This window comes from Alloiococcus sp. CFN-8 (genome assembly GCF_049943125.1).
GTDB lineage: Bacteria > Bacillota > Clostridia > Clostridiales > Clostridiaceae > JAEXZL01.
Genome location: NZ_CP188040.1, coordinates 2,204,384 through 2,230,659, shown reverse-complemented (window position 1 = coordinate 2,230,659; position 26,276 = coordinate 2,204,384). Strand labels below are relative to the sequence as shown.

27 protein-coding genes, 1 riboswitch and 1 other annotated feature are annotated in these 26,276 nt (G+C 35.9%); of the genes, 8 read left to right on the top strand and 19 right to left on the bottom strand.

Annotated elements, in window-relative coordinates:
* Positions 1-50: 50 nt before the first annotated feature.
* From ACPWSR_RS10240 to ACPWSR_RS10230, 3 genes are all read right to left on the bottom strand, one after another.
* Positions 51-848, bottom strand: coding sequence for a M55 family metallopeptidase (locus tag ACPWSR_RS10240; RefSeq protein WP_426348142.1), 798 nt, complete (start codon positions 846-848; stop codon positions 51-53).
* 11 nt (positions 849-859) lie between these two features.
* The gene (locus ACPWSR_RS10235) at positions 860-1,369 is read right to left on the bottom strand and encodes a hypothetical protein (RefSeq protein WP_426348141.1); all 510 of its coding nucleotides are present in this window, start codon (positions 1,367-1,369) and stop codon (positions 860-862) included.
* Between the two features lie 110 nt (positions 1,370-1,479).
* Positions 1,480-2,505, bottom strand: coding sequence for a sugar kinase (locus ACPWSR_RS10230; protein WP_426348140.1), 1,026 nt, complete (start codon positions 2,503-2,505; stop codon positions 1,480-1,482).
* 400 nt (positions 2,506-2,905) lie between these two features.
* On the opposite strand from ACPWSR_RS10230, the gene ACPWSR_RS10225 reads away from it, so the two are divergent.
* Positions 2,906-3,649 carry a class I SAM-dependent methyltransferase gene (locus tag ACPWSR_RS10225; RefSeq protein ID WP_426348139.1) on the top strand — a complete coding sequence of 248 codons (744 nt, stop codon included), beginning with the start codon at positions 2,906-2,908 and terminating at the stop codon, positions 3,647-3,649.
* 8 nt (positions 3,650-3,657) lie between these two features.
* Here the strand turns inward: ACPWSR_RS10225 and ACPWSR_RS10220 are convergent, their stop codons facing one another.
* Both ACPWSR_RS10220 and nrdD read right to left on the bottom strand, forming a co-directional pair.
* Positions 3,658-4,722, bottom strand: coding sequence for an ArsR/SmtB family transcription factor (locus ACPWSR_RS10220; protein ID WP_426348138.1), 1,065 nt, complete (start codon positions 4,720-4,722; stop codon positions 3,658-3,660).
* Positions 4,723-4,842: 120 nt separating this feature from the next.
* On the bottom strand, positions 4,843-6,954 hold the full coding sequence (gene nrdD, locus ACPWSR_RS10215; RefSeq protein ID WP_426348137.1) for an anaerobic ribonucleoside-triphosphate reductase: 2,112 nt from the start codon (positions 6,952-6,954) through the stop codon (positions 4,843-4,845).
* 240 nt (positions 6,955-7,194) lie between these two features.
* Between nrdD and ACPWSR_RS10210 the strand changes: the two genes are divergently transcribed.
* The gene (locus ACPWSR_RS10210; protein WP_426348136.1) at positions 7,195-8,256 is read left to right on the top strand and encodes a DUF3048 domain-containing protein; all 1,062 of its coding nucleotides are present in this window, start codon (positions 7,195-7,197) and stop codon (positions 8,254-8,256) included.
* 89 nt (positions 8,257-8,345) lie between these two features.
* Here the strand turns inward: ACPWSR_RS10210 and ACPWSR_RS10205 are convergent, their stop codons facing one another.
* A complete protein-coding gene (locus ACPWSR_RS10205; protein WP_426348135.1) occupies positions 8,346-9,455 on the bottom strand; it encodes a diguanylate cyclase in 1,110 nt (369 codons plus the stop codon).
* Between the two features lie 202 nt (positions 9,456-9,657).
* Here ACPWSR_RS10205 and ACPWSR_RS10200 point away from each other — a divergent pair, with 202 nt between their 5' ends.
* The 4 genes from ACPWSR_RS10200 to thiT all read left to right on the top strand — a co-directional run bounded on the left by ACPWSR_RS10200 (position 9,658) and on the right by thiT (position 12,198).
* Complete coding sequence (locus ACPWSR_RS10200) at positions 9,658-10,503, top strand: DegV family protein (RefSeq protein WP_426348134.1); 846 nt, start codon at positions 9,658-9,660, stop codon at positions 10,501-10,503.
* A 3-nt stretch (positions 10,504-10,506) separates the two neighbouring features.
* Positions 10,507-10,965: a PadR family transcriptional regulator gene (locus ACPWSR_RS10195; RefSeq protein ID WP_426348133.1), complete on the top strand. Its 459-nt coding sequence runs from the start codon at positions 10,507-10,509 to the stop codon at positions 10,963-10,965.
* A gap of 142 nt (positions 10,966-11,107) precedes the next feature.
* Positions 11,108-11,308 carry a hypothetical protein gene (locus ACPWSR_RS10190; protein ID WP_426348132.1) on the top strand — a complete coding sequence of 67 codons (201 nt, stop codon included), beginning with the start codon at positions 11,108-11,110 and terminating at the stop codon, positions 11,306-11,308.
* A gap of 68 nt (positions 11,309-11,376) precedes the next feature.
* Positions 11,377-11,476: riboswitch (TPP riboswitch) on the top strand.
* A gap of 68 nt (positions 11,477-11,544) precedes the next feature.
* Complete coding sequence (gene thiT, locus ACPWSR_RS10185; protein WP_426348131.1) at positions 11,545-12,198, top strand: energy-coupled thiamine transporter ThiT; 654 nt, start codon at positions 11,545-11,547, stop codon at positions 12,196-12,198.
* A 56-nt stretch (positions 12,199-12,254) separates the two neighbouring features.
* Here the strand turns inward: thiT and ACPWSR_RS10180 are convergent, their stop codons facing one another.
* From ACPWSR_RS10180 to ACPWSR_RS10130, 11 genes are all read right to left on the bottom strand, one after another.
* Positions 12,255-12,443 (bottom strand): ferredoxin, encoded by a 189-nt coding sequence (locus ACPWSR_RS10180; protein ID WP_426348130.1) that lies wholly within the window; start codon positions 12,441-12,443, stop codon positions 12,255-12,257.
* A 52-nt stretch (positions 12,444-12,495) separates the two neighbouring features.
* Positions 12,496-13,317: an Mrp/NBP35 family ATP-binding protein gene (locus ACPWSR_RS10175; protein WP_426348129.1), complete on the bottom strand. Its 822-nt coding sequence runs from the start codon at positions 13,315-13,317 to the stop codon at positions 12,496-12,498.
* 67 nt (positions 13,318-13,384) lie between these two features.
* Positions 13,385-14,212 carry a hypothetical protein gene (locus tag ACPWSR_RS10170; protein WP_426348128.1) on the bottom strand — a complete coding sequence of 276 codons (828 nt, stop codon included), beginning with the start codon at positions 14,210-14,212 and terminating at the stop codon, positions 13,385-13,387.
* The gene (locus ACPWSR_RS10165; RefSeq protein WP_426348127.1) at positions 14,205-14,969 is read right to left on the bottom strand and encodes a prolipoprotein diacylglyceryl transferase; all 765 of its coding nucleotides are present in this window, start codon (positions 14,967-14,969) and stop codon (positions 14,205-14,207) included. The genes ACPWSR_RS10170 and ACPWSR_RS10165 overlap by 8 nt, the downstream gene beginning before the upstream one ends.
* Positions 14,970-15,101: 132 nt before the next feature.
* Positions 15,102-15,698 carry a hypothetical protein gene (locus ACPWSR_RS10160; protein ID WP_426348126.1) on the bottom strand — a complete coding sequence of 199 codons (597 nt, stop codon included), beginning with the start codon at positions 15,696-15,698 and terminating at the stop codon, positions 15,102-15,104.
* A 63-nt stretch (positions 15,699-15,761) separates the two neighbouring features.
* Positions 15,762-17,288, bottom strand: coding sequence for a hypothetical protein (locus tag ACPWSR_RS10155; RefSeq protein ID WP_426348125.1), 1,527 nt, complete (start codon positions 17,286-17,288; stop codon positions 15,762-15,764).
* A 116-nt stretch (positions 17,289-17,404) separates the two neighbouring features.
* The gene (locus ACPWSR_RS10150) at positions 17,405-18,058 is read right to left on the bottom strand and encodes an HAD family hydrolase (protein WP_426348124.1); all 654 of its coding nucleotides are present in this window, start codon (positions 18,056-18,058) and stop codon (positions 17,405-17,407) included.
* A gap of 10 nt (positions 18,059-18,068) precedes the next feature.
* Positions 18,069-18,902 carry a 16S rRNA (adenine(1518)-N(6)/adenine(1519)-N(6))-dimethyltransferase RsmA gene (gene rsmA, locus ACPWSR_RS10145; RefSeq protein WP_426348123.1) on the bottom strand — a complete coding sequence of 278 codons (834 nt, stop codon included), beginning with the start codon at positions 18,900-18,902 and terminating at the stop codon, positions 18,069-18,071.
* Positions 18,903-19,454, bottom strand: a complete 552-nt coding sequence (rnmV, locus tag ACPWSR_RS10140) for a ribonuclease M5 (protein ID WP_426348122.1) — start codon at positions 19,452-19,454, stop codon at positions 18,903-18,905.
* A gap of 185 nt (positions 19,455-19,639) precedes the next feature.
* Positions 19,640-20,683: a ubiquitin-like domain-containing protein gene (locus tag ACPWSR_RS10135; protein WP_426348121.1), complete on the bottom strand. Its 1,044-nt coding sequence runs from the start codon at positions 20,681-20,683 to the stop codon at positions 19,640-19,642.
* A gap of 390 nt (positions 20,684-21,073) precedes the next feature.
* On the bottom strand, positions 21,074-21,853 hold the full coding sequence (locus ACPWSR_RS10130; RefSeq protein WP_426348120.1) for a TatD family hydrolase: 780 nt from the start codon (positions 21,851-21,853) through the stop codon (positions 21,074-21,076).
* 188 nt (positions 21,854-22,041) lie between these two features.
* Between ACPWSR_RS10130 and ACPWSR_RS10125 the strand changes: the two genes are divergently transcribed.
* Positions 22,042-22,239 carry a cold shock domain-containing protein gene (locus tag ACPWSR_RS10125; protein WP_426348119.1) on the top strand — a complete coding sequence of 66 codons (198 nt, stop codon included), beginning with the start codon at positions 22,042-22,044 and terminating at the stop codon, positions 22,237-22,239.
* Between the two features lie 191 nt (positions 22,240-22,430).
* On the top strand, positions 22,431-23,120 hold the full coding sequence (locus ACPWSR_RS10120) for a Crp/Fnr family transcriptional regulator (RefSeq protein ID WP_426348118.1): 690 nt from the start codon (positions 22,431-22,433) through the stop codon (positions 23,118-23,120).
* A gap of 80 nt (positions 23,121-23,200) precedes the next feature.
* Here the strand turns inward: ACPWSR_RS10120 and metG are convergent, their stop codons facing one another.
* Positions 23,201-25,132 (bottom strand): methionine--tRNA ligase, encoded by a 1,932-nt coding sequence (gene metG, locus ACPWSR_RS10115; RefSeq protein ID WP_426348117.1) that lies wholly within the window; start codon positions 25,130-25,132, stop codon positions 23,201-23,203.
* A gap of 47 nt (positions 25,133-25,179) precedes the next feature.
* Positions 25,180-25,427 (bottom strand) — a binding site (T-box leader).
* A 40-nt stretch (positions 25,428-25,467) separates the two neighbouring features.
* Entirely contained in the window at positions 25,468-26,271 is an 804-nt protein-coding gene (locus tag ACPWSR_RS10110; RefSeq protein ID WP_426348116.1) for a DUF92 domain-containing protein, read from the bottom strand.
* Positions 26,272-26,276: the final 5 nt, after the last annotated feature.

Genomic DNA, 26,276 nt, shown 5'->3' with positions numbered 1-26,276 from the left:
GCTTAAGAGCCTCGAATGAATATTCAAGGCCCTGCATAATTTTATATTAACTATGAAACAAAATGTAAAAATCTCAGAACCTCATAATAATCTTCAGTATTAAAGGCTATGGTATGTTCATCCTTCAAGGAAGCACCAGGATAAAAGGACATTCTATAAGCTGACTGATGGCTCTTATAGCTTATTTCCACCTGAAAAGCTTCAGGAAGTGTGAGGATACACTCTAAAAAGCCCTTGGAAAGAACTTCTCTTACCTCATCCCTTATCTCTCTTATAGCTCTCTCTGGATGGATTGATATAACGCTATCTCCTACCCCTTCTTTTGTAGAGAGGGTGCTGATATGACTATTATACTCATAAACCTCTTCCATCAGCTCTTTATCACCGCTGACAAATACCACGGGAACCTTATAATAGGCTGCAGTATAAGCATTGATAACAAATTCACTGACCTTCCTTCCATTAAGCTTTATGTACTCTATATTAGTGCTTAAAGTATGGGCCAATGGACTTTTATTACTACCTGCTCTTGAATGATAGCCAATAAAAATTGCTGCATCAAAGCCCCTATCTATGCCACTAACCATGCATGAGGGCTCCTGGGCCCAGCCTCTCTGGAGATATACCTCTTCAGGAAGGAGATTAAAATTAATATTTCTAGCAGAATCGTGAGCATCCCTCACATATACCTCTTGAGCTCCTGCTTCTATGGCTCCCTTGCAGGCCGCTTCAACCTCCTTCGTAAGCTGAAGGGCATGAGTCTCATAACCCTTACCCCCTTTTACTGTTTCCTCCCAGGCGGCAATCCCTGCTACCCCTTCAATATCAGCACTTATATATACCCTCATAATCTCTCCTCCTATTTTTTAGGAAATAATATATCCTTGAATCTCAAGGTTAATGAATCATAATTATCCGTAAGCTCCTGCAGAGCTTCCTTAGACCCTTGGGAATTATAATACAGCCTTGCTGTACTTATAATCCTCTGAAGATTTTTTAAATAAGTATTATGTATAGGTTTAATTTCTTCACTGTGTTCTAAGCTAGCTGCCTTGCTATAAAGCTCCTCTAGTATTAATATCTGCTCCTCTATAGACTCTTCCTTCTTTATAGAGTTTATTGCTTTTCCAGCTTCTTTATTAAGCTCTGCAGCTTCTTTAAAATATACAAAGTCTACCTTATATCTGTTTACCTCATAGCTAATAGGCTTCTTAAGGATAAAAACATTATATAAGCTAAGCCCCAGGGTAAAGAAGAGAATTATTAAAATTATGAGCTTTAGTATTCCCTTAATAAACTTTATAGCTAAATAAAATAAAAAAATAATTACTAGTATAATAATAATATTCTCACTGTTAATCCCCTGCAAATTATAGACCTCCTAATAACTTTTTTCCATATATATCTATAATTTTATCATAGTATTTGAGATATTGTCCTTTATTTTTCGTAATAAAATAAGCCCCTTTAGGAGCTTATTTATCTAACCATCTCTAATCCCTGCTCTCCTGAGCTATGGACCTTAATTATAGTATCTATCTCTCTTAAGTCAGAGGAAGGTAGATCCCCAGGTATAGTGTTTTTTACTGCACCAGTGGCATTACCATATTCTAATGCCTTTCTGCAATCAAAGGCATGAGCCAATAGACCATATAGAACACCGGAGATATATGCATCACCGCTTCCTATCCTATCTACCACATCGATGTTTTTGTAAGGTTCTTCATAATAGTATTTATCCTCTGATGAATTATATATTATAGAACCAAAGGTATGGTGCTTTGGACTATGTACTATTCTCTGAGTAGCTGCAACTATAGAAATAGGATAATCCTCAGTAAAGCTTTTTAACATACTTCTTATATCTCCATCTTTATGAAAGGTTAATCTTGCTGTATCCTCAGAGCAAAAGAAAATATCCACATAAGGAAGTATACTCTCTATACATTCTCTAGCCTCATCTCCAGTCCATAGGTTTCCCCTGAAGTTTACATCAAAGGATATTAAGGCCCCCTTCTCTTTAAAACGCCTAATCATTTCAACTGCTGTTTTTCGTACCTGTTCACCAAGAGCCAGGGTAATTCCACTGGTATGAAAGCATTTAGTTGAGGAATAAATAGAATCAGGTATATCCTCAATAGAAATCTTTTTCATGGATGTATTTAACCTATCATATACAATTCTTGGTTTCCTAGGATGAGCCCCATTTTCATAAAAATATATACCTAACCTTGAATCCTCAGATTTATCATATATTAGATAATCATCACTGACATTACAAAAGCGGATATGATTTTTCACAAAGGTTCCTATATCATTTGCCGGAATTCTTGAAATTATACCAGTTCTAAGACCTAAAAGAGATACTCCAGAAACCACATTAAATTCTGCTCCACCTGCTTGCTTCTGTAGAATATCCCCACGGACTAATCTTTCATTATAGGGTGGAGAAAGCCTAAGTAATATCTCTCCTAGTGCAAGTAAATCAAATTCCTTGTTATCCATCGGTTTCCTCCTTTATGTAGGATTCTATAAAAATTTTTGTTACTTCTATATATAGTGTACCAAAGAAGATAAAGATATGTAAACCTTAGAGCTTATATATACTTGAAGCTAAAAAAAGGCAAAAAAAAACTGCAGTTATTTTAAGAATATACTTAAAGAAACCACAGGGTGAAAAGAGTCATAGATATAACTATGAGCTCTACAGCTCATGCTGCATAATGCTTTACTTAAAATGTAATTAGATGAGTATCTATTTCAAATATTAATACAGATTTAGATACTTGTCAAGTTCAATTCGATAATCATCTAACACGCTTTATAAATTATGAGCTTAATAAGAGTAATTAGTATATAATATATTTAAAACATTCTAACCGCAAATATCGGTGAAGGAGGAAATATGAGTTTTTACAGTGAGCTTAGCAGAGTCTACGATGTAGTCTTTCCCCTGCAGCCCATGACCTTGAGTTTTTTAGAAAAGGATATGTCAAAGGGTGATAAGATATTAGATTTAGCCTGTGGCAAAGGGTCTTACTCAATATCCTTAAGCGAAAAAGGATATGACCTATGCGCCTTAGACTTAGATGGTGATATGATTAAAGGATTAAAAAAGAAGGCAGCTGAATTAAATTTAGATATAAAGGCTTATGAAGGAGACATGACTGAAGTGGATGACCTTATCTCCGGAAAATTCCGCAGGATATTTTGTATAGGCAATTCCCTAGTGCACTTAAAGGACTCCTCAGAAATTCTTGTCCTTCTCAAGAAGCTTCACTCACTCTTAGAGGATCATGGAGATATTATAATTCAAATTGTGAACTATGATAGAATTCTAGATAAAAGAGTGAATACCCTTCCAACTCTTAAGGGGGATCTTACTCCTGAAGAAAAAGTAATCTTCCACAGAAGCTATTCCTTTAAAGATGAAAATACTGTTAGCTTTGATACAGAGCTAATAATAACAGAGAATAGCAAATCCGTGAGCTATAAAAACAGCATACCTTTAATAGCACTGAGGAAGGCTTCCCTTATTAAGCTTCTAGAGGAAAGCAGCTTCTCAAGCATCAGCTGCTATGGAGATTTTAAAGCCTCTCCCTTTAGCCCTTCCGAGAGCTTTCCACTGATAATAAAAGCTGCCAAATAAGGCAGCTTTTATAGATTAAAATCCTCACTAAAATCCTTAATATATTTTTTTAAAGCTTCTTTTCTCAGCCTATAATACATCCTATTATCTATCTTTTCCACCGTTACAAGCCCCAGAGTATGGAGAAGATTCATATGGTGCGATATAGTTGCCGTGCTGAGATTCATGGCTTCGGCAAGCTCTTGACCATAGCTATCCCTTTCATTAAGTATAGATAATATTTCATACCTGCTTCCATCACCCATAGCCTTCATGAGGTTTATTGTATGATCCCTTCTATTTTTTCCTCTATAGGAATCAAGTGCTTCTTTATACTTTATACCTAAATATAAATAAAGATTATTATCCTTTATATCATATACAACATTTCCATAAAAGAAGGTAATGGTGCTTATATAAATATTGTCATAGGTCTCCGGTTCCTCAAAAAGCTCCATGCTCTTTATATAATCTATCCCATGGCTTTTAACCTCTTTTTGCACAACTTCATTAAATTTCTTTTTCTTATCTGAAAATTTATTAATAATCTTCTTATAGATAGGCAGATAATTTCTCACTAAGGCTATAAATCTATCTACATATTCAGAAGGCTTGCTAAGCATAAGATATATATTCCATTTTGCTTCAGATGGTAGTCCATATCCTTCTAAAAGTTCAACAAGGCTGTCTTTATTCAGCTCCTTGGTTTCTAAATCTATTCCCTTAGAGTATCTTTTTATGTACTCCATAAGCCTTTCTGCTATTATAGAAAAAAGCTCTTTATCATCTCCGGATATTCCATCAAGTATATCTTCAATGCTCTCTACCTCTTCATGGAGAACCCTATCAACCAGTAGATAATATAAGGTAAAGCTATGTCTTTTATCAAAATGCTCCTTAAAAAAGAACTGAATAGACTCTAAATCTTTAGAACAATTATTCTTAGCATAATTTATAAACTTAAGAAAAGCTGAACTGATAGATTTATCATCATTGATTATTTTTTTTGTAAATTGCTCTTCATTGGCAAGTATATATAGACTATGAAATATATCCATGCTGTTTCCCACATTTTCTCTAAAGAATATTGCCATATATCTTTCCTCATCTCCAGCGCTATTTTCTTTAAATATTACTGCGCTATTTATGTTAATTTTAACCTACTAGATAAAAATAATAAAGACTATGACAAGCCATAGCCTTTATTTAATATGTTATTCATAGCAGTGGACATTTTCACCTATATGGGATATTCTATCGGCCTTCTCTGCCACCTTTCCCGGACCAAATCTTTCATCAAGACTTAGATATCCGGTAATTCTAGAAATACCCTGAATATTAAAGCTTTTGCATTTTGGGCATTTGTTCTCTCCTGCATGGAGATGAGTGCCACAATCTCTACAGTATCTTATATGGAAGTTCACACCTATATAGCTTATATTAGTATTTTTATATCCATAGGATATTATATCTCTGATTGTCTCACCATCAGGCATATCATCAACCTCTACATAGCTAATATGCCCAGCATTACAGAGCTTATGATAAGGTGCTTCTATATGTATTTTATCCTTTATAGATATTGGGAAGTCTACAGGGACATGATAAGAGTTGGTGTAGTAATCCTTATCAGTAACTCCCTTAAGCTCTCCAAATATTCTTTTATCCTGAAGGATAAATCTACCGCTTAGCCCCTCTGCTGGAGTGGCATAGGTGCTCCAGTTAAGCCTGGTTTCCTGGGTAGTTCTATCGGTGTAATCTCTCATAAAGGTGATTATTCTAGTGCCAAGGCTTCGGGCTTCCTCTGTCTCCCCATGATGATAACCTGTAAGAGCTGTTAGAGTCTCTGCAAGCCCTATGAATCCAATGCCCCAGGTACCTTGTTTTAGAATAGGTTCAATAGAATCCTCTAAACCTAAGCCTTCTGACCCTTTCATCAGTCCTTGTCCAGCTACGAAGGGTAAATCCTTAATTCTAAGCTTTTTCAAAACCTCATATCGATGGAGGAGGGCTCTCTTAGCCAGTTCCAATCTTTCTTCAAGGAGCATGAAAAACTTCTTCTCACTACCCTTTGCCAGTATTCCAAGCCTTGGAAGATTAATAGTAGTGGGTGCAATATTACCTCTTCCCTTAGTTCCAGGTTCCCCGTTGATGTTGGCCATAACGTAGGTTCTACAGCCCATGGTTGCTGGCATGTAGCCTTTATCATAATAAGCTCTATTAAAATCTGCATCTATATTCATAAAGGTAGGATTCATGCGCCTAGCTGCTACACGGCAAGCAAGCTCAAACAAATAATAATAAGGATCCGATGGCTCCCTATTTACTCCAGCTTTAACCCTGAAGATGATATTAGGGAAAATAGGCTGTTCCCCTCTACCAAGCCCTTTATCATACTCCTTCAGGAAAAGCTCACAAACCAATGCTGCATCAGAAGAGTTAGGTAACCCTATATTTATGGAACTGAAAGGCACCTGAGATCCTGCTCTTGAATGCATGGTATTTAGATTATAAACTATACCCTGCATAGCTTGTCCAACAGCTTTTCTGACTCTTTCTTCTATAAGAGCCTCCAGCTTCCTTCCCTCTAGTCCATAGCTAACAAGCTCTTCTCTTATTGCCTTCCTGGTGTTATCCACAAACTCACCTAAATCGTTATCAAAATCCGGATGAGATTGTCCACCAAACATATCATTTTGTGTGGATTGAAGCAATATGCAGGATAGCTCCGCAGCACTTTCTATCCTTTTTGGCCTATTGATTGTGCCATAGCCTGTGTTAAAGCCCTTCTTCAAAATCTCTCCCGTAGGAATGTGAAGGCAGTTAATGGTGAGATTATAGCTGTCTAAGTCATGGTAATATATATCACCATTTTCATGAGCCCTTGCTAGCTCCTTTGGCATCTCAGCAAGATTATGCCACTTATTTGATTCACTTGCTATTCTTAGAAGCTTTGAGCTGAAGTTATTGCCAACATTAGCATTATCTCTATCAGTTTCTACCCCTATTTTTTTAATAGCCCTCATCAAATCTGACTTTATCTCCCTAACCTTAGTTCTTTCACTTCTATATGTATAATATGCTGCTGCTATACCCTTATAGCCCTTTTCTCTCAGTACTTCTTCAACTATATCTTGAATTTCTTCTACAGTTACATTAGACTTGTCCTTATCTTCAATAGTCTTTACAACCCTTTGGGTAAGCTCTACTAGCTCACTTTCCTTTAAACTCTCTCCTATTTCCTCCGCAGCACGCCTTATAGCAGAGGTTATTTTAGTAGAATTGAATGAACTTTCTCGGCCGTCCCTTTTTAAAACATATAGCATAATCAGCCCTCCCCACACAATATATTGTGCTTTTTTTATTATATCCCCCAAGACATTGTCAGGCAATTATCAAAAGTACTAATTTTGTAGCATCCCACGTAAATATATTAATAACCCTTCCATTATTATCTATTTGCTACAGCATGGGATTTTATTTCATAATCTCCTCTGCCATTTGATGAAATCATTGGCAACCTTTTAACTTATATTGTACAATTTATTTAAGGAGTGATAACTACTATGAAAAGAATGATTATCTATAGAAAAAATCTTTTTAGATTGCTTTTAATCCCCAGCTTGTTATTGATTTTTCTTATTACTACCACAGGCTGCAGCTTATTTATTTCAAAAGTTGATGATGAAAAAATAACTGAAGAAACTCCAGTAATAGAAAGTCCGGAGCCGGAGGCAGAGGAAGTCCCTCAGCTACCTACATCCCCATATACTGGAGAGCCTTTAGCAGAAGAAGAAAACATACCCTTTATGGCTGTAGTGGAAAATTCAAACCTAGCCAGGCCTCAATCAGGTCTTACAGAGGCAGATATAGTTTTTGAAACCATGGCAGAAGGTGGTATTCCAAGGTTTATAGCACTCTTTCATTCTAAAACCCCTGCTATTATAGGACCTATAAGAAGCGCTCGTCCTTATTTCTTAGATTTATCTGTGGAATATAACCTTCCCTTTGCTCATTGCGGAGGCAGTGCTGATGCCTTAGAATCTATCAGCAATGGAGTGGGATTAAGTCTTAATGAGTTCAGATATGGTAGCCATTTTTGGAGAGATTCCACAAGAAAAGCTCCTCACAATCTATATACCTCTGCTGAAAAGCTCAGAAGCCTCATAGGAGACCTTGGCTATATTAAAGAGCCCTCATCTGGACTTACCTTTCAGGATAGCTACTGGAGCGACACCCCACATACCTCTGCTGAAAATATTATAATCAAGGCTAACAGCAGCTATACCACCTCTTATACCTATAAAGATGGTGAGTACTATAAGTCCATGAACTCTACTGATAGCACTGATAGGGAAACTGGAAGCTCTATAAGCACCAAAAATATAGTGATTCAGATAACCGATATGGAAACCCGTGGTGATGGAAGACTTAATATTAGGCTTACTGGTGAGGGGGAAGGCTTTTTAATATCCTCTGGCCATTATGAAAAAATCACTTGGAAAAAGAATGAAAATCATGCCACTGAGCTCTTTGATCAAGCAGGTAATAAAATACCAATGTCCGTTGGTAACACCTGGTGGCATATCGTCTCACCCAGCTTTAACATAACTATTAATGGAGAATAGCTCCTGATAAAATAAAAGAAGCTCCTTTTTAATTTAAGAGAGCTTCTTTTATTATTAGCTTAAATTCAATGAAAAGACTACAGCTCATATTAGTTAATTATGTATAGCCTATTCTTTTTCATATTTTTATTATGATACATGTTCTTATCTGCTATTCTAAATATTTCTTCATAGGTATTCTCACCCATATTCTCTATAACGGACATCCCATAGCTAAACCTCAAAGCTGGTAAGTCGTCTATTTCTTTTTCAAGCTCTTCCTTTAACCATTTCATCTTAGCCTTAACTTCAATTTCAGAGGTATTTGAAAATATTACTACAAATTCATCCCCAGAGAGCCTTATGCATATAGCATCCTTACCAGAACCCATTTTTAAAGAAGAGGCAAGCCGTATTAAGGATAAATCTCCAATATCATGTCCATAAGTGTCATTTATGCCTTTAAAGCCGTCCATATCCAGAATCAAAAAATATGAGCTAATTCCTCTCTCTCTTACTTTAATAAGTTCTCTTTCAATAAATGGCCTTAAGGTTCTTCTGTTATAAAGTCCTGTAAGCTCATCATGGGTAGAAGTATATTTATACTCCTCCTGAGAAAAAAAGTTTCTGATAGTAAGCTCTAACTCATTTTTTATGTGCTCCATTGTACGTATATCCTCTTGATTAAATACTACAGACTTTTTCATAGAATCAATGTTTATTACTCCGATGAGTCTGCCCTTGATTTTAATTGGAGAACTGAGTACGGAATAAATGCTTCCTATCCCTCCTGAGCTAACCATATGATTATACCTATCCTTGCGAAGATTTAGCTTATCGAATTCATATGGTTTGTTAATAATCGCTGTGTTTTTAAATTTATTATAATTATTTAGATACATTTCTTCTTTAGTTAGAGTGATTTTCTTTAATTCCTTTGGATAACCTCTTATAGCACTATATTTAAATAGTCCATCCTTGTCCTCAATAAGTATGCTGCCCTTATCAACCTTATTGATAATCCTTAGGGCAGAATCAAGGATTAACTCCGAGGCTTCTTCCATTGATTCCACTGTGGTCATCTCTTCTCCTAAAGAATATAGCTCTTTCTTAATTCTGTCAGTTTCTGCAAGACGTTTTTTCAAATAAGCTATTCTCACGAAAAGGCATACTATTATGAAAACTAAAATAGTAATTAAAACCACTCTCAACATATCCATATTAACACCTCATTTTCTGATATATATATTATAATTGAAAATATTGTAATTTAAAATAAAAAAAGTATTAAATTCTAGAATATAATCAATTAACAACTAATAAAATTTAAATTACTTTACATCAACAGTGAGCATTATCACTATTGATATAGTTATCACCTATGCTATAATATAATCAGAAGTACAAATAGGAGGTTTATGTATGGAAAAAATAGCTCTAATAACCGATAGTTCCTGCGACATTGATATAGAAGTATTAAAAGAAAAAAATATATATCTGCTTCCCTTTAGAATAATATACAAGGATAAAGAGTATGCGGATAAAGTAGAGATTTCCGCCCAGGAGGTTTATTCCAGACTTACTACAGAAATACCTTCAACCTCACTTCCTAGCGTTCAGCTTATGGAAGACACACTTTTAGATATTGAGAACAAAGGCTATACTCATGTAATCGCTGTAATGATTTCCTCAAACCTATCTGGTACAGCTAATAGCTTAAGACTCATGTGTGAGAATCATCCTAAGCTTAACTGCACTGTATATGATACAAAAACCTTAACCATGGGACAGGGATCCCTTGTGCTGGAATGCTCTAGAATGATAGAGGAGGGTAAAAGCTATCACGAAATTCTAGAGGAGCTACCTAAGCTAAGAAAAAAAACTCATGTTTATTTCACCATAGAAACCCTGGAGTACCTTAGAAAAGGTGGAAGAATAGGAAAAGTAGCTGGAACTATAGGAGAATTCCTTAATTTAAAGCCTATAATCCACGTGGGAGATGATGGAATATATCATACTAAATCAAAGGCTAGAGGCAAGAAGCAGTCCCATTCTAAACTCCTTGATATAGTAACGGAACACTTAGAAAAAGGGAAATGCAGCATATGGCTATTAAACGGCGGGGATCCAGAGGACGCAAGTAAGCTTATGCCTTTAATAAAAAACCATCCAAATATAGTAAATATCCACACTGGTCAGATTGGACCAGCTCTTGGTGTTCACACTGGACCAGGTCTAATAGGCTTTGTGATTAAAGAGGAATCTTAAGATATGCCACAAAACTTTTTAAGTGATGAGGATATAAAGCTCGAGGAAAAAAGACTCTATGAGGAATATAAACAAAAGCTTAGTGAACTAAAAAAGGTAAAAAAAGAAAGAGAATCTGTAGGTCAGGTTTTTACAAAAGGTCTTCTTCCCATTTATGTTTTATACATAATAAGTCTCGGTCCAACTAATGGAAATGAAATTTCTCATAAAATTGGTAATAGGACTAAAGGCATGTGGGTACCTTCTACTGGCGGTATATATCCACTATTAAAAAAGTTCGAGAAACAAAAGTTGATTACAGGACAATGGGATGATCCTGAAAAAAAGTTTCAAAAGATTTACACCTTAACTGCTGAAGGCAGTAAAGAGCTGAATAATAAAAAGGAACTACTTCAGCTTAAGATAGAGGAAGCGCTGGAAGTATTTAAAATAATATATAACGATCTTTATAAGGATACATAGGAAGCAGACTATTACTACTTCCTTTAATTTTCTTCTTTACTCAAATAAAATCTATTCTTCTTATAATAATTGATTTCATTATAATACCGAATTATTTTCCTTCTTCTGGAGAAACTAATATTAACCACGAGGAGGAAAGATTATGAATAAAAAAGTTATAGATTTTATAAACAAAGAAGCAGTAGTTTATTATGAGGGTGGTTATGCTGAAACTGTTATCTTACCCCCTCCTTCTGATTCAATAATAAAGCCAGGAGAAGCTCTAAAAGCATCTAAAATAATATCCTCAGGCTCCCATATCACGGAGAACCCCCTAGTTCAGAGAGAATTACATTTTTATTAAATAATTATAAATTCCACCACCTTTAATTGAAAGTTATTCCATTTAATGATATGATATATACACAATATAAGGTGTGCTAGGGGTGCCTATGGCTGAGAGATGATTATATCATTAACCCTTTAACCTGATCTGGCTAATACCAGCGTAGGGAAGCTATTAATTTGAATTAATGGTCATATTCCCATAGGAATATGACCTTTTATTTTTATTCTTGGCGCACCACAGGAGGTATGTATATGCAAATTATCAATGATTTTCTATTAAAGCTTCAGGAAATGTTTCAAGACTTACCTGGTAAGCTGAGCTACCTTTTTAGTAAGCCAAGCACTATAATAACCATAATAGCTCTGGCCGTGATGTTAGTACTGCTGGTTAGATTAAAAAAAGTAAAGCTTAATACTAAAATACTGGTATTAATAGCCGTAACTGTAGCTCTTTCCACAATATTAGGTTCTATTTCTCTTTACAGATTGCCCCAAGGAGGAAGTATAACCCTCGGTAGTATGGTCCCAATATTATTATTAGCCTTTATATATGGGCCCGAGGTGGGCTTTGTGGGAGGCCTTGTATATGGTATATTAAACCTCATAACAGGTCCTTATATAATACATCCAATGCAGGTGCTTTTGGACTATCCTCTACCCTTTATGCTTCTAGGTACTGCTGGCTATTTTAAAAATACCTATCTAGGCTGTACTTCTGCAGTATTTTTAAGATTTACTGCCCACGTTCTTTCTGGTGTTATATTCTTTTACGAATACGCCGGCAGTCAAAATCCCTGGATATATTCAATAATATATAATGGTAGCTATCTGCTACCAGAGCTGCTTATTACCCTGGTAATCTTTGCAGCACTTCCCTTAGCTAGATTAAAAGCTGCTGCTGCATAATAAAAGCTATGAGTGAAATCTTAATTCACTCATAGCTTTTTTGTTGAAACTTTTAGTTATTCTACCGATATGGCACTTACAGGACAGCTATCTGCTGCTTCCTGTGCTGTATCCTCCATTTCTGAAGGCACCTCATCTACTATAGCAGTGGCCTTTCCATCATCATCAAACTCAAATACATCAGGACATATTGATGGACAAAGTCCACAGCTTATACATGTATCCTTGTCAACTATTGCTTTCATTGCAATAACCTCCTCTCAACTAAGCATTTATTATCATGCTTTATAAGATAGACTATCTGACAGCTCTAGCTCCTAAAGCATCATAAACTGGATTAAGGGCAGCATAGGTTTCTGTTCTCCCTTCCTCTAGAGCTTCTGCTAAATCTGGATTAATAGGGAGCTCAGCAATTAAAGGAAGACCTAAATAAGCCGCATGCTCTTCAGCACTCTTCTTGCTGAATACTCTATGCTTTTCTTTACAATTATCGCAGATAATATAGGACATGTTTTCAACTACACCCTTCACAGGAACCTGAAGCCTCTCAGCCATGATCACTACCTTCTTAACTATCATAGAAACCATATCCTGAGGTGTAGAAACTATGATTAAGCTGTTTATAGGAAAGCTCTGCATAACTGTTAAGGCTATATCTCCTGTTCCTGGAGGCATATCTATAAGCAAATAATCCAGCTCTCCCCAAGCAGTATCAGTAAACATTTGGTTCAATACTCCATTAATAACAGGGCCTCTCCATAAAACCGGTTGATCCTCCACCTCTGATAATAAATTCATAGACATTACCTTTACACCCAGGCTGGACTTTACAGGCGAAAACATAAACTCATTTTCCTTATTACCTAGAGGTATTATTTCCGCTCTCTGATTATTTATACCAAAAAATCTTGGCATAGACGGTCCAGTGATGTCCGCATCTAAAACTCCAACCCTGTAACCAGATTCAGCGAGCTTAGAAGCTATAATTCCAGTAACTGTAGACTTACCTACTCCTCCTTTACCACTGATTACTCCAATTATATTTTTAATTCTTCCATGCCTAGGAAGCATTTTTGGCATTTTATTTTCACCCTTGGTTGTTCCAATTGAAATTGACATATTATATTAAACCTCCATTAATTGTATTAAAAAATCTTATTGCATGGGAAGGATAAGGTTCTTTTCTTTACCAGTCTGATGGTTTTTCTTGAAATATCTTAATATCCCAGCTTCTGTTTTCATGATCCCCTCTTACATAATACTCCTTCTCACTGCCATCTTCATTATTATATAGAGTCAAAATACTCTTGTATACATTGGTTTTGTAGCCTTCAGTTTTCACTGTAAGAACTATAGGATACTCCTTATTATTTCCGTCTATCAGCTCACCATTTTTCATGGTGTTTTTAAGATCATACTTAAAATCCTCCAAATCTGCAGAAAGTATGTACTTTGCACAGTCTAAGTCATCAGAGAGATTTACACCAATCCTCTTACCCTCTGGGTTTATTTCAGAACCATACTTTGACAGCACAGAAAGTATGGAGCCATAATAAATATCATTAAAATCTCTTGGTTTTCTTAGGTAGGACATATTGCTGATAATATCATTATCCAATCTCTTATTTACCCTGTATATTTTTTCGTCATTATAAAAATTCCCCTCATTTCCACCTAGACCAGCAACATAGTTAAAGGTATATACCTTATCTGAGGATTGATGTATCTCAAAGATATAATCAGGCTGAAGATCAGATTTATCCTCTACTATCTTTCCTGAAGACAGGAGACTATATAAATCTTTAATAGTTCTCTTATCTGTCACTATAAACCTAAAGCCTACATCTCTGGTGCTTTGTATAACAATTTCCTCTACATTTCCATCCTTTAGGTATTCGAAATCCTCATTTTTAAGCTTCAGCCATGTATTGGCCTTATCTACATAGCTGCAGCCGGTGAAGAATAGACATATAATCAAAACTATTAAAAGTAAGCTTTTATTTTTATTAAACAATTCCTTCTCTCCTCTTTCTCTGGTGGATAAAAAATATTCCAATACCCATAATGAAGGTAATTATAGCAATAAACTGAGATGTGCTGAGTACTCCAACTGCCCCTCTAGGATCATCTCTAAAAAATTCTATAATGAATCTTCCAATGCTATACACCACTAGGTATAGAGCTAAAGTATCTCCATCCTTTTTCTTCCTTTTATCATACCATAAAAGAAGAAGCGCTAGCAAAAAATTAAAGGCTGAGGAATAAAGCTGAGTTGGATGAAGATGAACTCCATTAGGTGCAAAATAAGAATCCTTAAATACAACATTTATAGGGAAGGAAGTTTCCGCACCATAGCAGCAGCCTGCCAGAAAACAACCTATTCTACCGAAGCCCTGACCTATAGCAACACTAGGAATTATCATATCAACAAGTGTTAATACTTCCCATCTCTGTTTTCTAGAATATAAAATTACTGCCAGGGCACCACCAGCGATGGCACCATATATCACAAAGCCTTCTCCAAATTTAGTTATAACCCTTAGGGGGTCTTCCAAAAAATATTTCATTTCAGTGATAATATATAAGAGCTTCCCTCCTAAAATCCCACCAATAACAGCTATCATAGTCATGTTAAATATCTTATCTTCATTATACCCCTGCTTTTTTGCCCTCTTATTGAGAAGCAGCACAGCAGCAATTATACCTATGGCTATCATAAAGCCATAGCTGTATATTTCTATACCAAAAAGTTTATATAAAACTGGTCTCATGTTAATCCCCCTATATACAAAATCTGATTAAATTATAATCCCATAATCCCTTTTAATCAACAATAGCTTATCCAATAAAAAAGGCCGAGAAGGATAATCTATCTCCCTCCTCGACCCATAGCATTTTCTAGTCTATTCAATTCTAAAGCTCTCTAAAATAGTCTGAAAAGCAATAAGCATATTATCTTTATAGCTATCTTTTGAAGTATAAAAGCACATCTTAACTAAATTTTTCTTGTCCATCAAATAATACTCTTTTGCAACAAAGCCTTCTTTATTTTCATTATAGAATAAATAGCTTACAAGATTTGCATTACTATCACCAATTTTAACCATCTCTGTTTTATAATCCTCCAGGCGATAGCTGGCTTTAATTACTATTTTATCTCTTTTAATCATCTCTAACACATCTTCTTCACTGATAAAGACTTTTACATATCCATTTATAGTATTTTCTCTGGAGGTATATTCTGAATAATATCTTAAATTATTAGAAGTATAAGGCATTGCACTAACATCCCACCCTTCCGGGACACTAAAGGAAACCTTAGGCTGATCATTAGATATATCTTTCATAATGTTCATATCAGCTTCCATAAGAGCTACTTCCTTTAACTTATCCTTGAATATCTCTCCACCTGATATCATAACAGCCATAAGGCCAAGAAGTATCAGAGTTATCCCTAATTGCTTTCTATTAAACTTTATCTTACCATAATCAATTTTCATCACTGGCCCCCCTTCCTCCATCAGCTTTTGCAAATTTAACTTAGGTATAATCCTCTGATTAGGCTATTCCTCCTGCCTTATGGGCACTACAATAACGGAGTTTTTGAAATCATAGAACATGAGCCAGTAGCCTTTATCTTCATTTTTGTCACAGGGGATCCAGGTTACGAAGCCAGACTTTCCTCCATAGGGCTGTTCCTGCTTTCCTTTACCTCCAGGAATACCATATACAAGATATTTCATACTCCCTTTCTTATCTCCTTTTAAACCTAAAATAAAATGCTTATGATTTTTTATATAGGGGTAGTAATTAATCATTGGATAATAAGCCACGGTATATTTGTTATAGTTAGATATATCGCAGAGCTCATCAACACTTTCTACAGGAACCCTATACCATTTACAATACTTTATTTCTGAATCCTCCAGATCTAATGGCTCAAAGTCCTTAGCCAATTCCAGGAAAAATTCTCCTACACTACCTCTTAAGTTAAATTTTTTATTTAGCTCATCATAATTATTTTCCATGAGCTTAAGCTTATTTTCTTCAATAGACTTTTCATAGCTATCAAATTCATTTTCTTCTTGATCTCTCTTAAAACCCTTTATATCTATAGAATTCAATTCTTCTATATCCTTTTTAAGCTCTGGAGATACATTATCAAAAACACCATTTCTAGCTTCCTTTGCTTCTAAGGTTTCTAATAAATTCTCAGTAAGGATATTCTCTTCTTTTTCTTCCTTCGGCGCTATTCCAAGTCGTAGCTCCTGCTCCTTAATAAATGCCTTAAGGGCCTCTAGCTCCTCTATGGAAATATCATTACCACTCTTAGAAGAGATTATATCAACCCTTCTATTTGTCCCTTCATCGGATTCTTCTTTAGCTTCATCAGCGTTTAATAAAGCTCTTCCTTCATCCTCTGCGGCCTCTTGAACAATAATCACTTCTGATGATGAAGCTGGCTCCTCTTTCTGAGGGATATCCTCCGCCTCAGCTGCAGCCCTCTGCTCTTCTTGTGGAATTATTATTTCAGAAGCAGGACTCTGTTCCTCCATGGAAGGTGCAGCGGGCTCTGAAGGAGCAGGAGCTTCTGAAGGCTGTGTTATCATCACCTGCTGAACAGCTTCCGGCTCTGGTGATGAAGACTCTTCCGTTGCCTTACATGCATTCATTAAAGGAAAGTCAGTCCACTCCATAGGTTCCTTCTCACCATTCATATATCCTTTCATTACTGCCTTTATTTTATCATCCCTTAGAATGATTATTGCAGCGCCAGATATACTGTTCATAGGGATCCCCGTGCCAGCTATATTATTTATAACATAATCACCACTAACCTCTGCTCTTCCCTGTTCATTTATGTTCAATGGACCTAAGCTTATATTTTTGTTAACACCCTTTTTGCCGCAAATAAGCAGCATATGATAATTATCCTTTTTTAGATTCTGTGCATAGAAGGAAATCCTACAGCTATCATTCTTCCCCTCAATCTTAGTATAGGCTGAGATGGGCTTATCTGAAGCTATGGAATAACCTTTTTCTGCTTCCTGTAATATTAAAAAGCTTCTATACAGTCTGCTATGTGCCAAGTTATAGTCCCTCCGCATTTATTTATTCCATATAGTATATGAAGCCCCCAAAAAAAATAGACTGTTTTGTGCATAAATAGAAAAAACCCTGCTCTTATGGAGCTAGGGTTTAATAATTATCTTATATTAAGATTAATTACTTCTTTTAAATTTTTCAGCTTTATGTAAGCCAGCTTCTCCTCTTCAGGAGTAGGATTTATTATATCTGGTATAAGTATACATTTTATCTCTGCAGCCTTCGCTGCCTTTAAACCATTAATAGAATCCTCTAAAACCACTGCTTCAGATTTATTCACTCCCATAAGCTCACAGGCCTTTAAGAAGATATCCGGTGCTGGCTTCCCATTTTTCACATCATCGCCACAGATAATATCATTAAATCTATCTTTAATACCTGCCTTTTCTAAAAGCCACTTCGCTTTATCTCTATATCTAGAGGTAGCCACTACCTTTAAAACATTATTTTCTTCAAGAAAATCTAATAGCTCCAGCAGTCCTTCCTTTACTGCTACACCCTCCTGCTCTATCCTATTAAACATGGACTCTATGGTATTTTCTCTGTAGGTATCTAGAGGAAAATCTTCACCAAGGGCATTACGCAGGATATTTTCTTCATCTGCTGCAGTTATACCAATTGTTTTAAAAAGCAGCTCTTTAGAAACATTATAATTATTTTCATTAGCTATAGCTAAGCAGGCATCGATATATAAGGTTTCTGTATCCAGCATCAATCCATCCATATCAAATATGGCTAATTTTATATTTTTCATATCAATCCCCTTATAGTCTAGTATTTATACTATTAGCTAAGGAGGCAAACTCTTCTATGGATAAGGTTTCTCCTCTTCTCCTGCTGTCTATATCTGCTTCCTTAAAGGCTTCCTCCAGTGCATCCTTAGATAAGCCCATGTTTTTCAGAGCATTAGAGAGGGTCTTTCTTCTCATATTAAAGGCTTCTCTTATAACCTTAAAAAATACAGCCTCATCCCTTACCTCTACTCTTGCCCCCGGAAGCTTAATAAGCTTAATAACAATAGAATCTACCTTAGGTCTTGGAATAAAGCTTGCCGGTGGAACCCTCCTAATTATCTTTGTATCACAATAATACTGCACTAACAGGGAAAGAGCTCCATAATCCTTGGTACCTGGACAAGCATTTATTCTTTCAGCTACTTCCTTTTGAATCATTATAGTTAAGGAGTCAAAATTCACCCCTTCATTAAGGAGCTTAGCTATTATAGGTGTGGTAACATAGTAAGGTAGATTAGCTACTACCTTAACCTTCTCTCCTTCATTAATAATTTCTTTAAAGTCTACCTTTAATGCATCTTTATTAATAAGGGTAAAATTCTCTCTATCCTTAAGCTCCTCTAAAAGTATAGGAATTAAAGAAGCATCAAGCTCTAAGGCTGTTACTCTCTTAGCCTTCTTTAGAAGCTCTGCTGTAAGGGTTCCTACTCCAGGACCTATTTCAATTACATGATCCTCTGGAGAAATTTCTGCCCCCTCAATTATGTCCTTTAATACAGAATCATCTACTAGGAAATTTTGTCCTAAGCTTTTAGTAAACTTAAAATTATATTTTTTCACTAGCTCTAAGGTGTTTAAATCCATTTATTTCTCCTCTCCTTGCCCATGAATTTTATTCATTGCCTTAAGAAACTCTTCCTTAGTTATCCCGTAGCTGTTAAGCCTTGCTATAAGCTGTCTTCCATTTCCAAGGCCTATTCCCAACTCTTTTCCTAAGATATCTCGTCTATGCTTTGATTCTGGGTGTCCTGATAACCCAAAATAATATAAATCCTGCATATTAAAGATTTCTTCTTTTACCTCTAAGGTAGCCTTAGCTTTTTCTAGAGCATTAATAATCACAGCAGGCTCTGCATTCTCTACCCCTATATCTCCATCCTTCAAGCCTTCCTCCTGGGTAATATAAGCATGCTTTATTCCAGGAACTCTCTTTGAAATAATCCTTCTGATCTTTTCTCCTGCAAAATCCGGATCTGTAAGCACTATAACACCTTTTCTTTTTTGTGCCTCCTTAATCCTTCTTATAACTTCACTATTTATGCCAAAACCTCCTACAGCTATGCACTCAGCATCTATTGCTCTTTTTACGGCGGTTACATCATCTCGTCCTTCTACAACAATAACCTCTTTTATCACGAAGCTACTTCCTTTCAATTTAAAAATACAATAACATACATTAAAACTATACTATAATTATTATTTTTTACAAAGTATTTTTATTTTTTCCTGTTATTTTTATATAATTCTTAAAGAATAAAGTATTGATAGTAAGAATAAAAAAACAAATTAAAAGAGCAGCAACAGCTGCTCTTTTAATTTGTTTAATTACTGCCTAAAATATGAACCTTTACACTTCTTACACCCCAGCTATAACACTCCTCAGCAGAATTCATGAATACATCAATTCTGTTGCCCTTAATGGCTCCACCGGTGTCTTCAGCAATAGCATAGCCATAGCCTTCAACATAAACCTTTGTTCCATAAGGGATGACACGAGGATCTACGGCGATTGTGCTCCATCCACTGGTACTCCTAACAGGTACTGTTCCTGTAGCTGTGATGGTTCCACCATCGTCACCTCTCCAATAGGCTGTTGCTTTAACTGTGAGAACCGAAGTACTATAAGGAACTCCATTTTCATTAACATTTACGGAAACTCCACCTCTTGATGCTACTATAACTTGTCCTGAACCCTCAGCTACTATTTTATTCACCGGAGCTTTCTTAGTAGTTTCTTCTACTACTTCACGACTAACCTCTACACCATCTTCATAAACCACCTTTGTGGTTATTTCTTTCTCACCAGGAACACCTTCCTGAAGGACCTTGCTCTTTCCTTTTTGCATGCTAGAGTCCTTTTTAACTTCTGTGGTGTAGTCAATAGTAGCGGTGGACTTTTCGTATTCAGTAGCTATTCTTGTAATAACTACCTCCATACCCTCTTCTAAAGGGGAATCCACACCAGGCTTGATAACATCCTCTTCACCAAGAGTGATATCAGCCTGAGCTAATAACTGTCCTAGACTATCCTCATTGGTTAGAATACTTAGTTGCTTCCCATCCACAGTAACACTAACTGTTACAGCCCTTTCTATATTGATTATAGTATTATTTTTAAGGGCCGTGTCCAAGGATGGTTGTATTTCGTCCTTAGGTCCCAGGGTAATCCCTGACTCCTCCAATGCCGCTGCAACGGTATCTTTAAAGGTTACTACTGTTTGTTCCTCCCCATCTATTGTGATGGCTATAGTCTTCCTCATATTGAAGAATACTAAAAGGACAGTAACCATTACCAAAGCTCCTACAAATGCAGCCTTGGGCTTTACGGAAAAATACTTCTTGAAGTAACTATTTATTTTTCCCACTAATATTTACCTCCCTTTTGCAGGATCGACCATTTAACAATTAAATGGATAAGCGATGATAAGGAATAAATTTTATCACTCTCCTGCTGTTTTGACTGTAAATGCATCCATATGCATAAAAATATAAATAAAAGTATAATTGCAGAATCCAGTCAACGGTGAGGCTCTAAAATATTATTAGAAAAGCCAATTAATATAATATACAAAAAAATAGAATCTGTCCAATTTTATTCCTGTTTATGGAATATAATAGAATATTATGGAATAATTTCAGTAAATATGAAGACTATTTACAATATAAGGAATTCTTTATCGCTAATCGATTAAATTATTAATATAATACTATTTTGTCCATTATTTGTAAATAATATTCACAGTGTTATTTATTAATTATATGTTAAATAAAACTTTTGTGTTTTCAATTGTTACCCTGCTTATTTCTTCTGGAGTTGTTTCTCTAAGCTCTGCTATCTTGTGAATTATATTAACTATATAGTCCGATTGATTTCTCTTTCCTCTAAAGGGTACAGGAGCCATGTAAGGAGCATCAGTTTCTACCAGCATTCTATCAAGTGGTATATCCTTTGCTACTTCTAGAAGCTTCTTAGCATTTTTAAAGGTAACTACTCCAGTAAATCCTATATAATAGCCTTCCCTTATGCATTCCCTGGCAAATTCAGTGCTTCCTCCAAAGCAATGGAGCACTCCTTTAACCTTTGGAAACTCTTTAATTATAGCTAGTGTATCTCCATGAGCCTCTCTGTCATGGATAACCACGGGAAGATTTAATTCCTCAGCAAGCTTCATCTGTTCTCTAAACACCTTTTGCTGAACCTCTTTAGGGGGATTCTCCTCCCAATAATAATCAAGGCCTATCTCTCCTATAGCTTTAACCTTAGAGCTTTTTGCCATTTCTATTATTTTATTACGAACATCAGAGTTATATTCATATGCCTCTTCAGGATGTATGCCTACGGCTGCATAGATAAAAGGGTACCTTTCCGCCAGCTCATAGGAAGCTATGGCCCCTTCTAGGGTAGAACCACAATTAATTATCCCCACCACATTCTGCTCATTTAAATAAGGTATAAGTTTATCCCTATCCTCATTAAAGCTTTCATCATCATAATGAGCATGAGAATCGAAGATGGGGAGCATATTATTATCCATAGCTAATCTCCTTTCACTTTATCAAAAAATCATAATTCATATTATAGCATAATAAACCACATTATCTAGGGGCATATATGAACAGTCTTTGAAATAATTGTTTATTTTTCCTAAAGCTATGAATATTTAACGATTTTTAAGGTAGAATATATGTTATAAACAACTTTTCTTTTTACGGAGGTAATTTCATGTTAGGTAAGGTTAAATGGTTCAACGCCCAAAAAGGGTATGGTTTTATTACTACTGATGATGGCAAGGATGTCTTTGTCCATTATTCTGGTATTCAAGGGGATGGTTTCAAATCCCTAAATGAAGGAGATTCAGTAGAGTTCGATATCACTGAAGGCTCTAAGGGAGAGCAAGCTATAAATGTAACTAAGGCTTAAGCTTTATTATATAGTTAAGTTTGCATATAAAAATAAAGGCTGCACATACTGGCTACGGCTGGTTATGTTGTAGCCTTTAACATTTTTCTTCTTTATTTAGTAATTATCTTCCTTTTCTTGTATACTTGCTATTATTTAGTTATTATTAAATAGACTATATTGATTTAAGGCTAAGATAAGGCGGGATAAAAATGGATGTAAATTACAGCTATATCACTGTTCTAAAAAAATGTAAGCTATTTATAAATTTTACTGAAGCAGAGATAATTAACCTTCTTTCTAGCAAAAACATTCCTATAAAGAGCTACCCTTTAGGAGAAATAATCTTTACACAGGGTAATGAGTGTCATTTTTTAAGCATAGTATTAGAGGGAGAGGTAGAAATACAAAAGCTTGAAGCCTCAGGAAAAGTACTTACGGTATCAAGACTTAATTCCGGGGATGTATTTGGAGAAAATCTTCTCTTTGGAGATAAGAATCACTATCCCATGAATGTAGTAAGTAAAAAAACTTCAAAAATCCTTCACATTCCCAAGGCCTCCGTAGCAGCTCTTTCACAAAATCATGGTGCCTTCATGACATCCTTTATGCAGACACTATCCAATAAAGCCGTAGCCTTGAGCTCCAAGCTCAATGAAATTGGCCTCAGGAGTCTTAGACAAAAGATCTGCGACTACATATATTCTGAATACAAGAAGACAGCTTCCACTAGAATCAATCTCTCCCTCTCTAAAAAGGAGTGGGCTGAGCACCTGGGAGTTCAGCGTCCTTCCTTATCTCGAGAGCTTATGAAGCTCAAGGAGGAAGGAATAATAGAATATGACAAAACCTCCATTACAATATTGGATGAGGAAGCTATTGAAGATATATTAGAAGGTTAAATAAAATTATATTTCTGCTTATAAAAAAGCTGCAGACTCTATAAAGTAAAGCTTTGAGTCTGCAGCTATATTTATAAAATTTATCTAACTTCACTTCCTGATGGCAGCTCTCCTGGATTAACTACAAAAAGCTTTGAATCATCCCCTGTAGCTGCAGCGAGTATCATACCCTGGGACAGCTCACCACGGAGCTTTACAGGCTTAAGATTAGCTACAAGAACAACATTTTTTCCAATTAAATCCTCAGGCTTATAGTACTGAGCTATTCCTGATACTACCTGCCTTTCCTCTCCACCTAAATCAACCTTAAGCTTTAGAAGCTTCTTCGCTCCTTTTATAGGCTGACAGTCAAGAACCTTAACTACCCTCATATCGATTTTATCAAAATCATCTATGGTTATTTCCTCTTTGATTGGAGACATAGGCATCTTCTCAGGCTCCTTACTGCTAGCTACTAAGGCTTCAAGCTCCTTTATCTTTGCCTCCACATCGATTCTTGGGAATAGAGTTTCTCCCTTTTTAACCTCTGTTCCTTCCTTGGTTCCATGGAAGGAAGCTAAGCTATCCCAATCTGTAAGGTCATTATTAATTTGATAGTTTATCTTTTCTGAAGTAACCGTTAAGAAAGGTGATACTAGTACAGATATAAATCTTAGGGATTCCACAAGATTGTATAATACAGTACCTAATCTTTCCTTCTTCTCTTCATCTCTTGCCAAAATCCATGGAGTTGTTTCATCGATGTATTTATTGGCTCTTCCCACTAGCTCCCATATAGCATCTAAGACTTCTGGTATCTTGAGCTTATCTATAGCCTTATCCACCTTAACAGGAGTTTCAAGAGCTAATTTAATTAATTCCTCATCAATAGCTTCCTTTGCTGTAGGAGCTGGTATAGTTCCTCCAAAATACTTCTGAACCATGGCTACAGTTCTGGAAAGAAGATTACCTAAATCATTAGCTAAATCAGAATTTATTTTCTTTATGAATAGCTCATTGGTGAAGAGACCGTCGGAACCAAATGGAATCTCTCTTAATAAATAGTATCTTACAGCATCAACTCCAAAGTGATCTACCAAGATCACAGGGTCAACTACATTACCCTTGGACTTTGACATTTTCCCGCCATCTACCAAAAGCCATCCATGACCAAAAACCTGCTTTGGAAGAGGAATGTCTAAAGCCATGAGCATAATTGGCCAATAAATAGTATGGAAACGTAAGATGTCCTTACCTATAAGATGGACATCTGCAGGCCAGTATTTAGTATATAAATCACTATTCTCACTGCCATAGCCTAAGGCCGTGATATAGTTTGATAATGCATCAATCCATACATAGATAACATGTTCATTATCAAAGGTTACTGGTATCCCCCAGTTAAAGCTTGTTCTGGATACACATAAATCCTGAAGTCCAGGCTTTAAGAAGTTATTGAGCATCTCATTTTTTCTTGATTCTGGCTGGATAAAGTCAGGATTAGCTTCAATATGCTCTATAAGTCTAGGCGCATATTTGCTCATCTTGAAGAAATAAGCCTCTTCCTTAGCTTTTTCTACGGGCCTTCCACAATCAGGACACTTGCCATCTAATAGCTGAGTTTCAGTCCAGAAGGATTCACAAGGTGTACAGTACCAGCCTTCATATGAGCTCTTATAAATATCTCCCTGATCATATAGCTTTTTGAAGATATCCTGAACTGCTTGTATGTGATAATCATCGGTGGTTCTTATGAATTTATCATAGCTTATGTTCATAAGCTTCCATAAATCCTTAATACCAGCAACAATTTCATCTACATAGGCCTTTGGTGTTACCCCTTTTTCCTCGGCGATTCTTTGGATCTTCTGACCATGTTCATCGGTTCCTGTAAGGAACATAACATCATAGCCCTTTAGTCTCTTATATCTAGCCATTGCATCAGCAGCAACGGTAGTATAGGTATTACCTATGTGCAGGTTTGCAGATGGGTAATATATAGGTGTAGTTATATAATAGGTTTTCTTACACATTTTATTCCCTCCTAAAATTAAAAAGCCTCTATACGGATATTTTACCGTATAGAGGCGAATATTATCGCGGTACCACTCTACTTTTCAGCACAATTAGGCTGACTCATTAAACGACTCTGCAATACATCACATTCATCGTCCTCAGTATAACGGCTGAATCCGTATTTTCCTAACCAAAAGGCTCAGAAAATATGCTCCGAGACCATGTTCATAAGGCTCAAAATCTTCGGCTTTCACCTAGCTCCGAATCTCTGTGGATTTTTCCTCTTATTACTCTTCTCTTCAAGGCATTTTGTTCACATATATTACAATAATATGCTATTAAATCCTCCTTGTCAACGACCTATAAATAAAAATATAGGAAGAGAACATAGAAGGGTACTTAAAAAATTCACGGCATCGTTATTAAATATCCTGTATCCCTTAACCAACCTGTTAGCTCTATCCTTATAGAAGCTTTTTTCGGTGATTAGCTTCTCTTCCTCACAATAATACTGAGCTTGAAGGGTTGCTCCCAAGAGGCTATCTATTATAGCTCCTATAAAACCTAGAAAAGTAATTATAAGAGGTGCAAATATAATAATTATATTATATCCATAGGTTATAAAGTAGATACATGAAAAGGAAACACCTATAAAGGCTGCTCCTAAAAAAGAAGCTAGGGTTCCTAAAGGACTAACTCCTCCAGACACCCCTGTGTCTATGGTCCTTCTAGTGATAATTGATATGGGCTTTTTCCTGCTTAAAACTCCTATTTCTGATGCCCAGGTGTCGGCATTTGCTTCTCCAAAGGCGGCAGCACAGCCCACTAAAAACAGTGGATTATTAAAATAATAGAAGAGAGCAGCGAATATTAAACCCATTCCTCCATTGGCAAAAACCTGAAAGCAATCTCTTCTTGTCCCCTTTTCATTAACCTTTTCCAGAGCATTTTTCTTTCCCTTAAAAAGGTGAGATAAAAGACTTGAGGAAAGGAAGAAGGCCACCATCATACCTGAGGCTACAAGGCCACCGAAATAATACATAAGGGTTCCTAATAATACTGCAGCTATAGCTCCGCTTAAAGAAAGGGATTTTTTCTTAAAGGCAGCTACAGCTATTATGCTTGAAAATATTAAACCAATAATTAATTCCTTCATTTTCT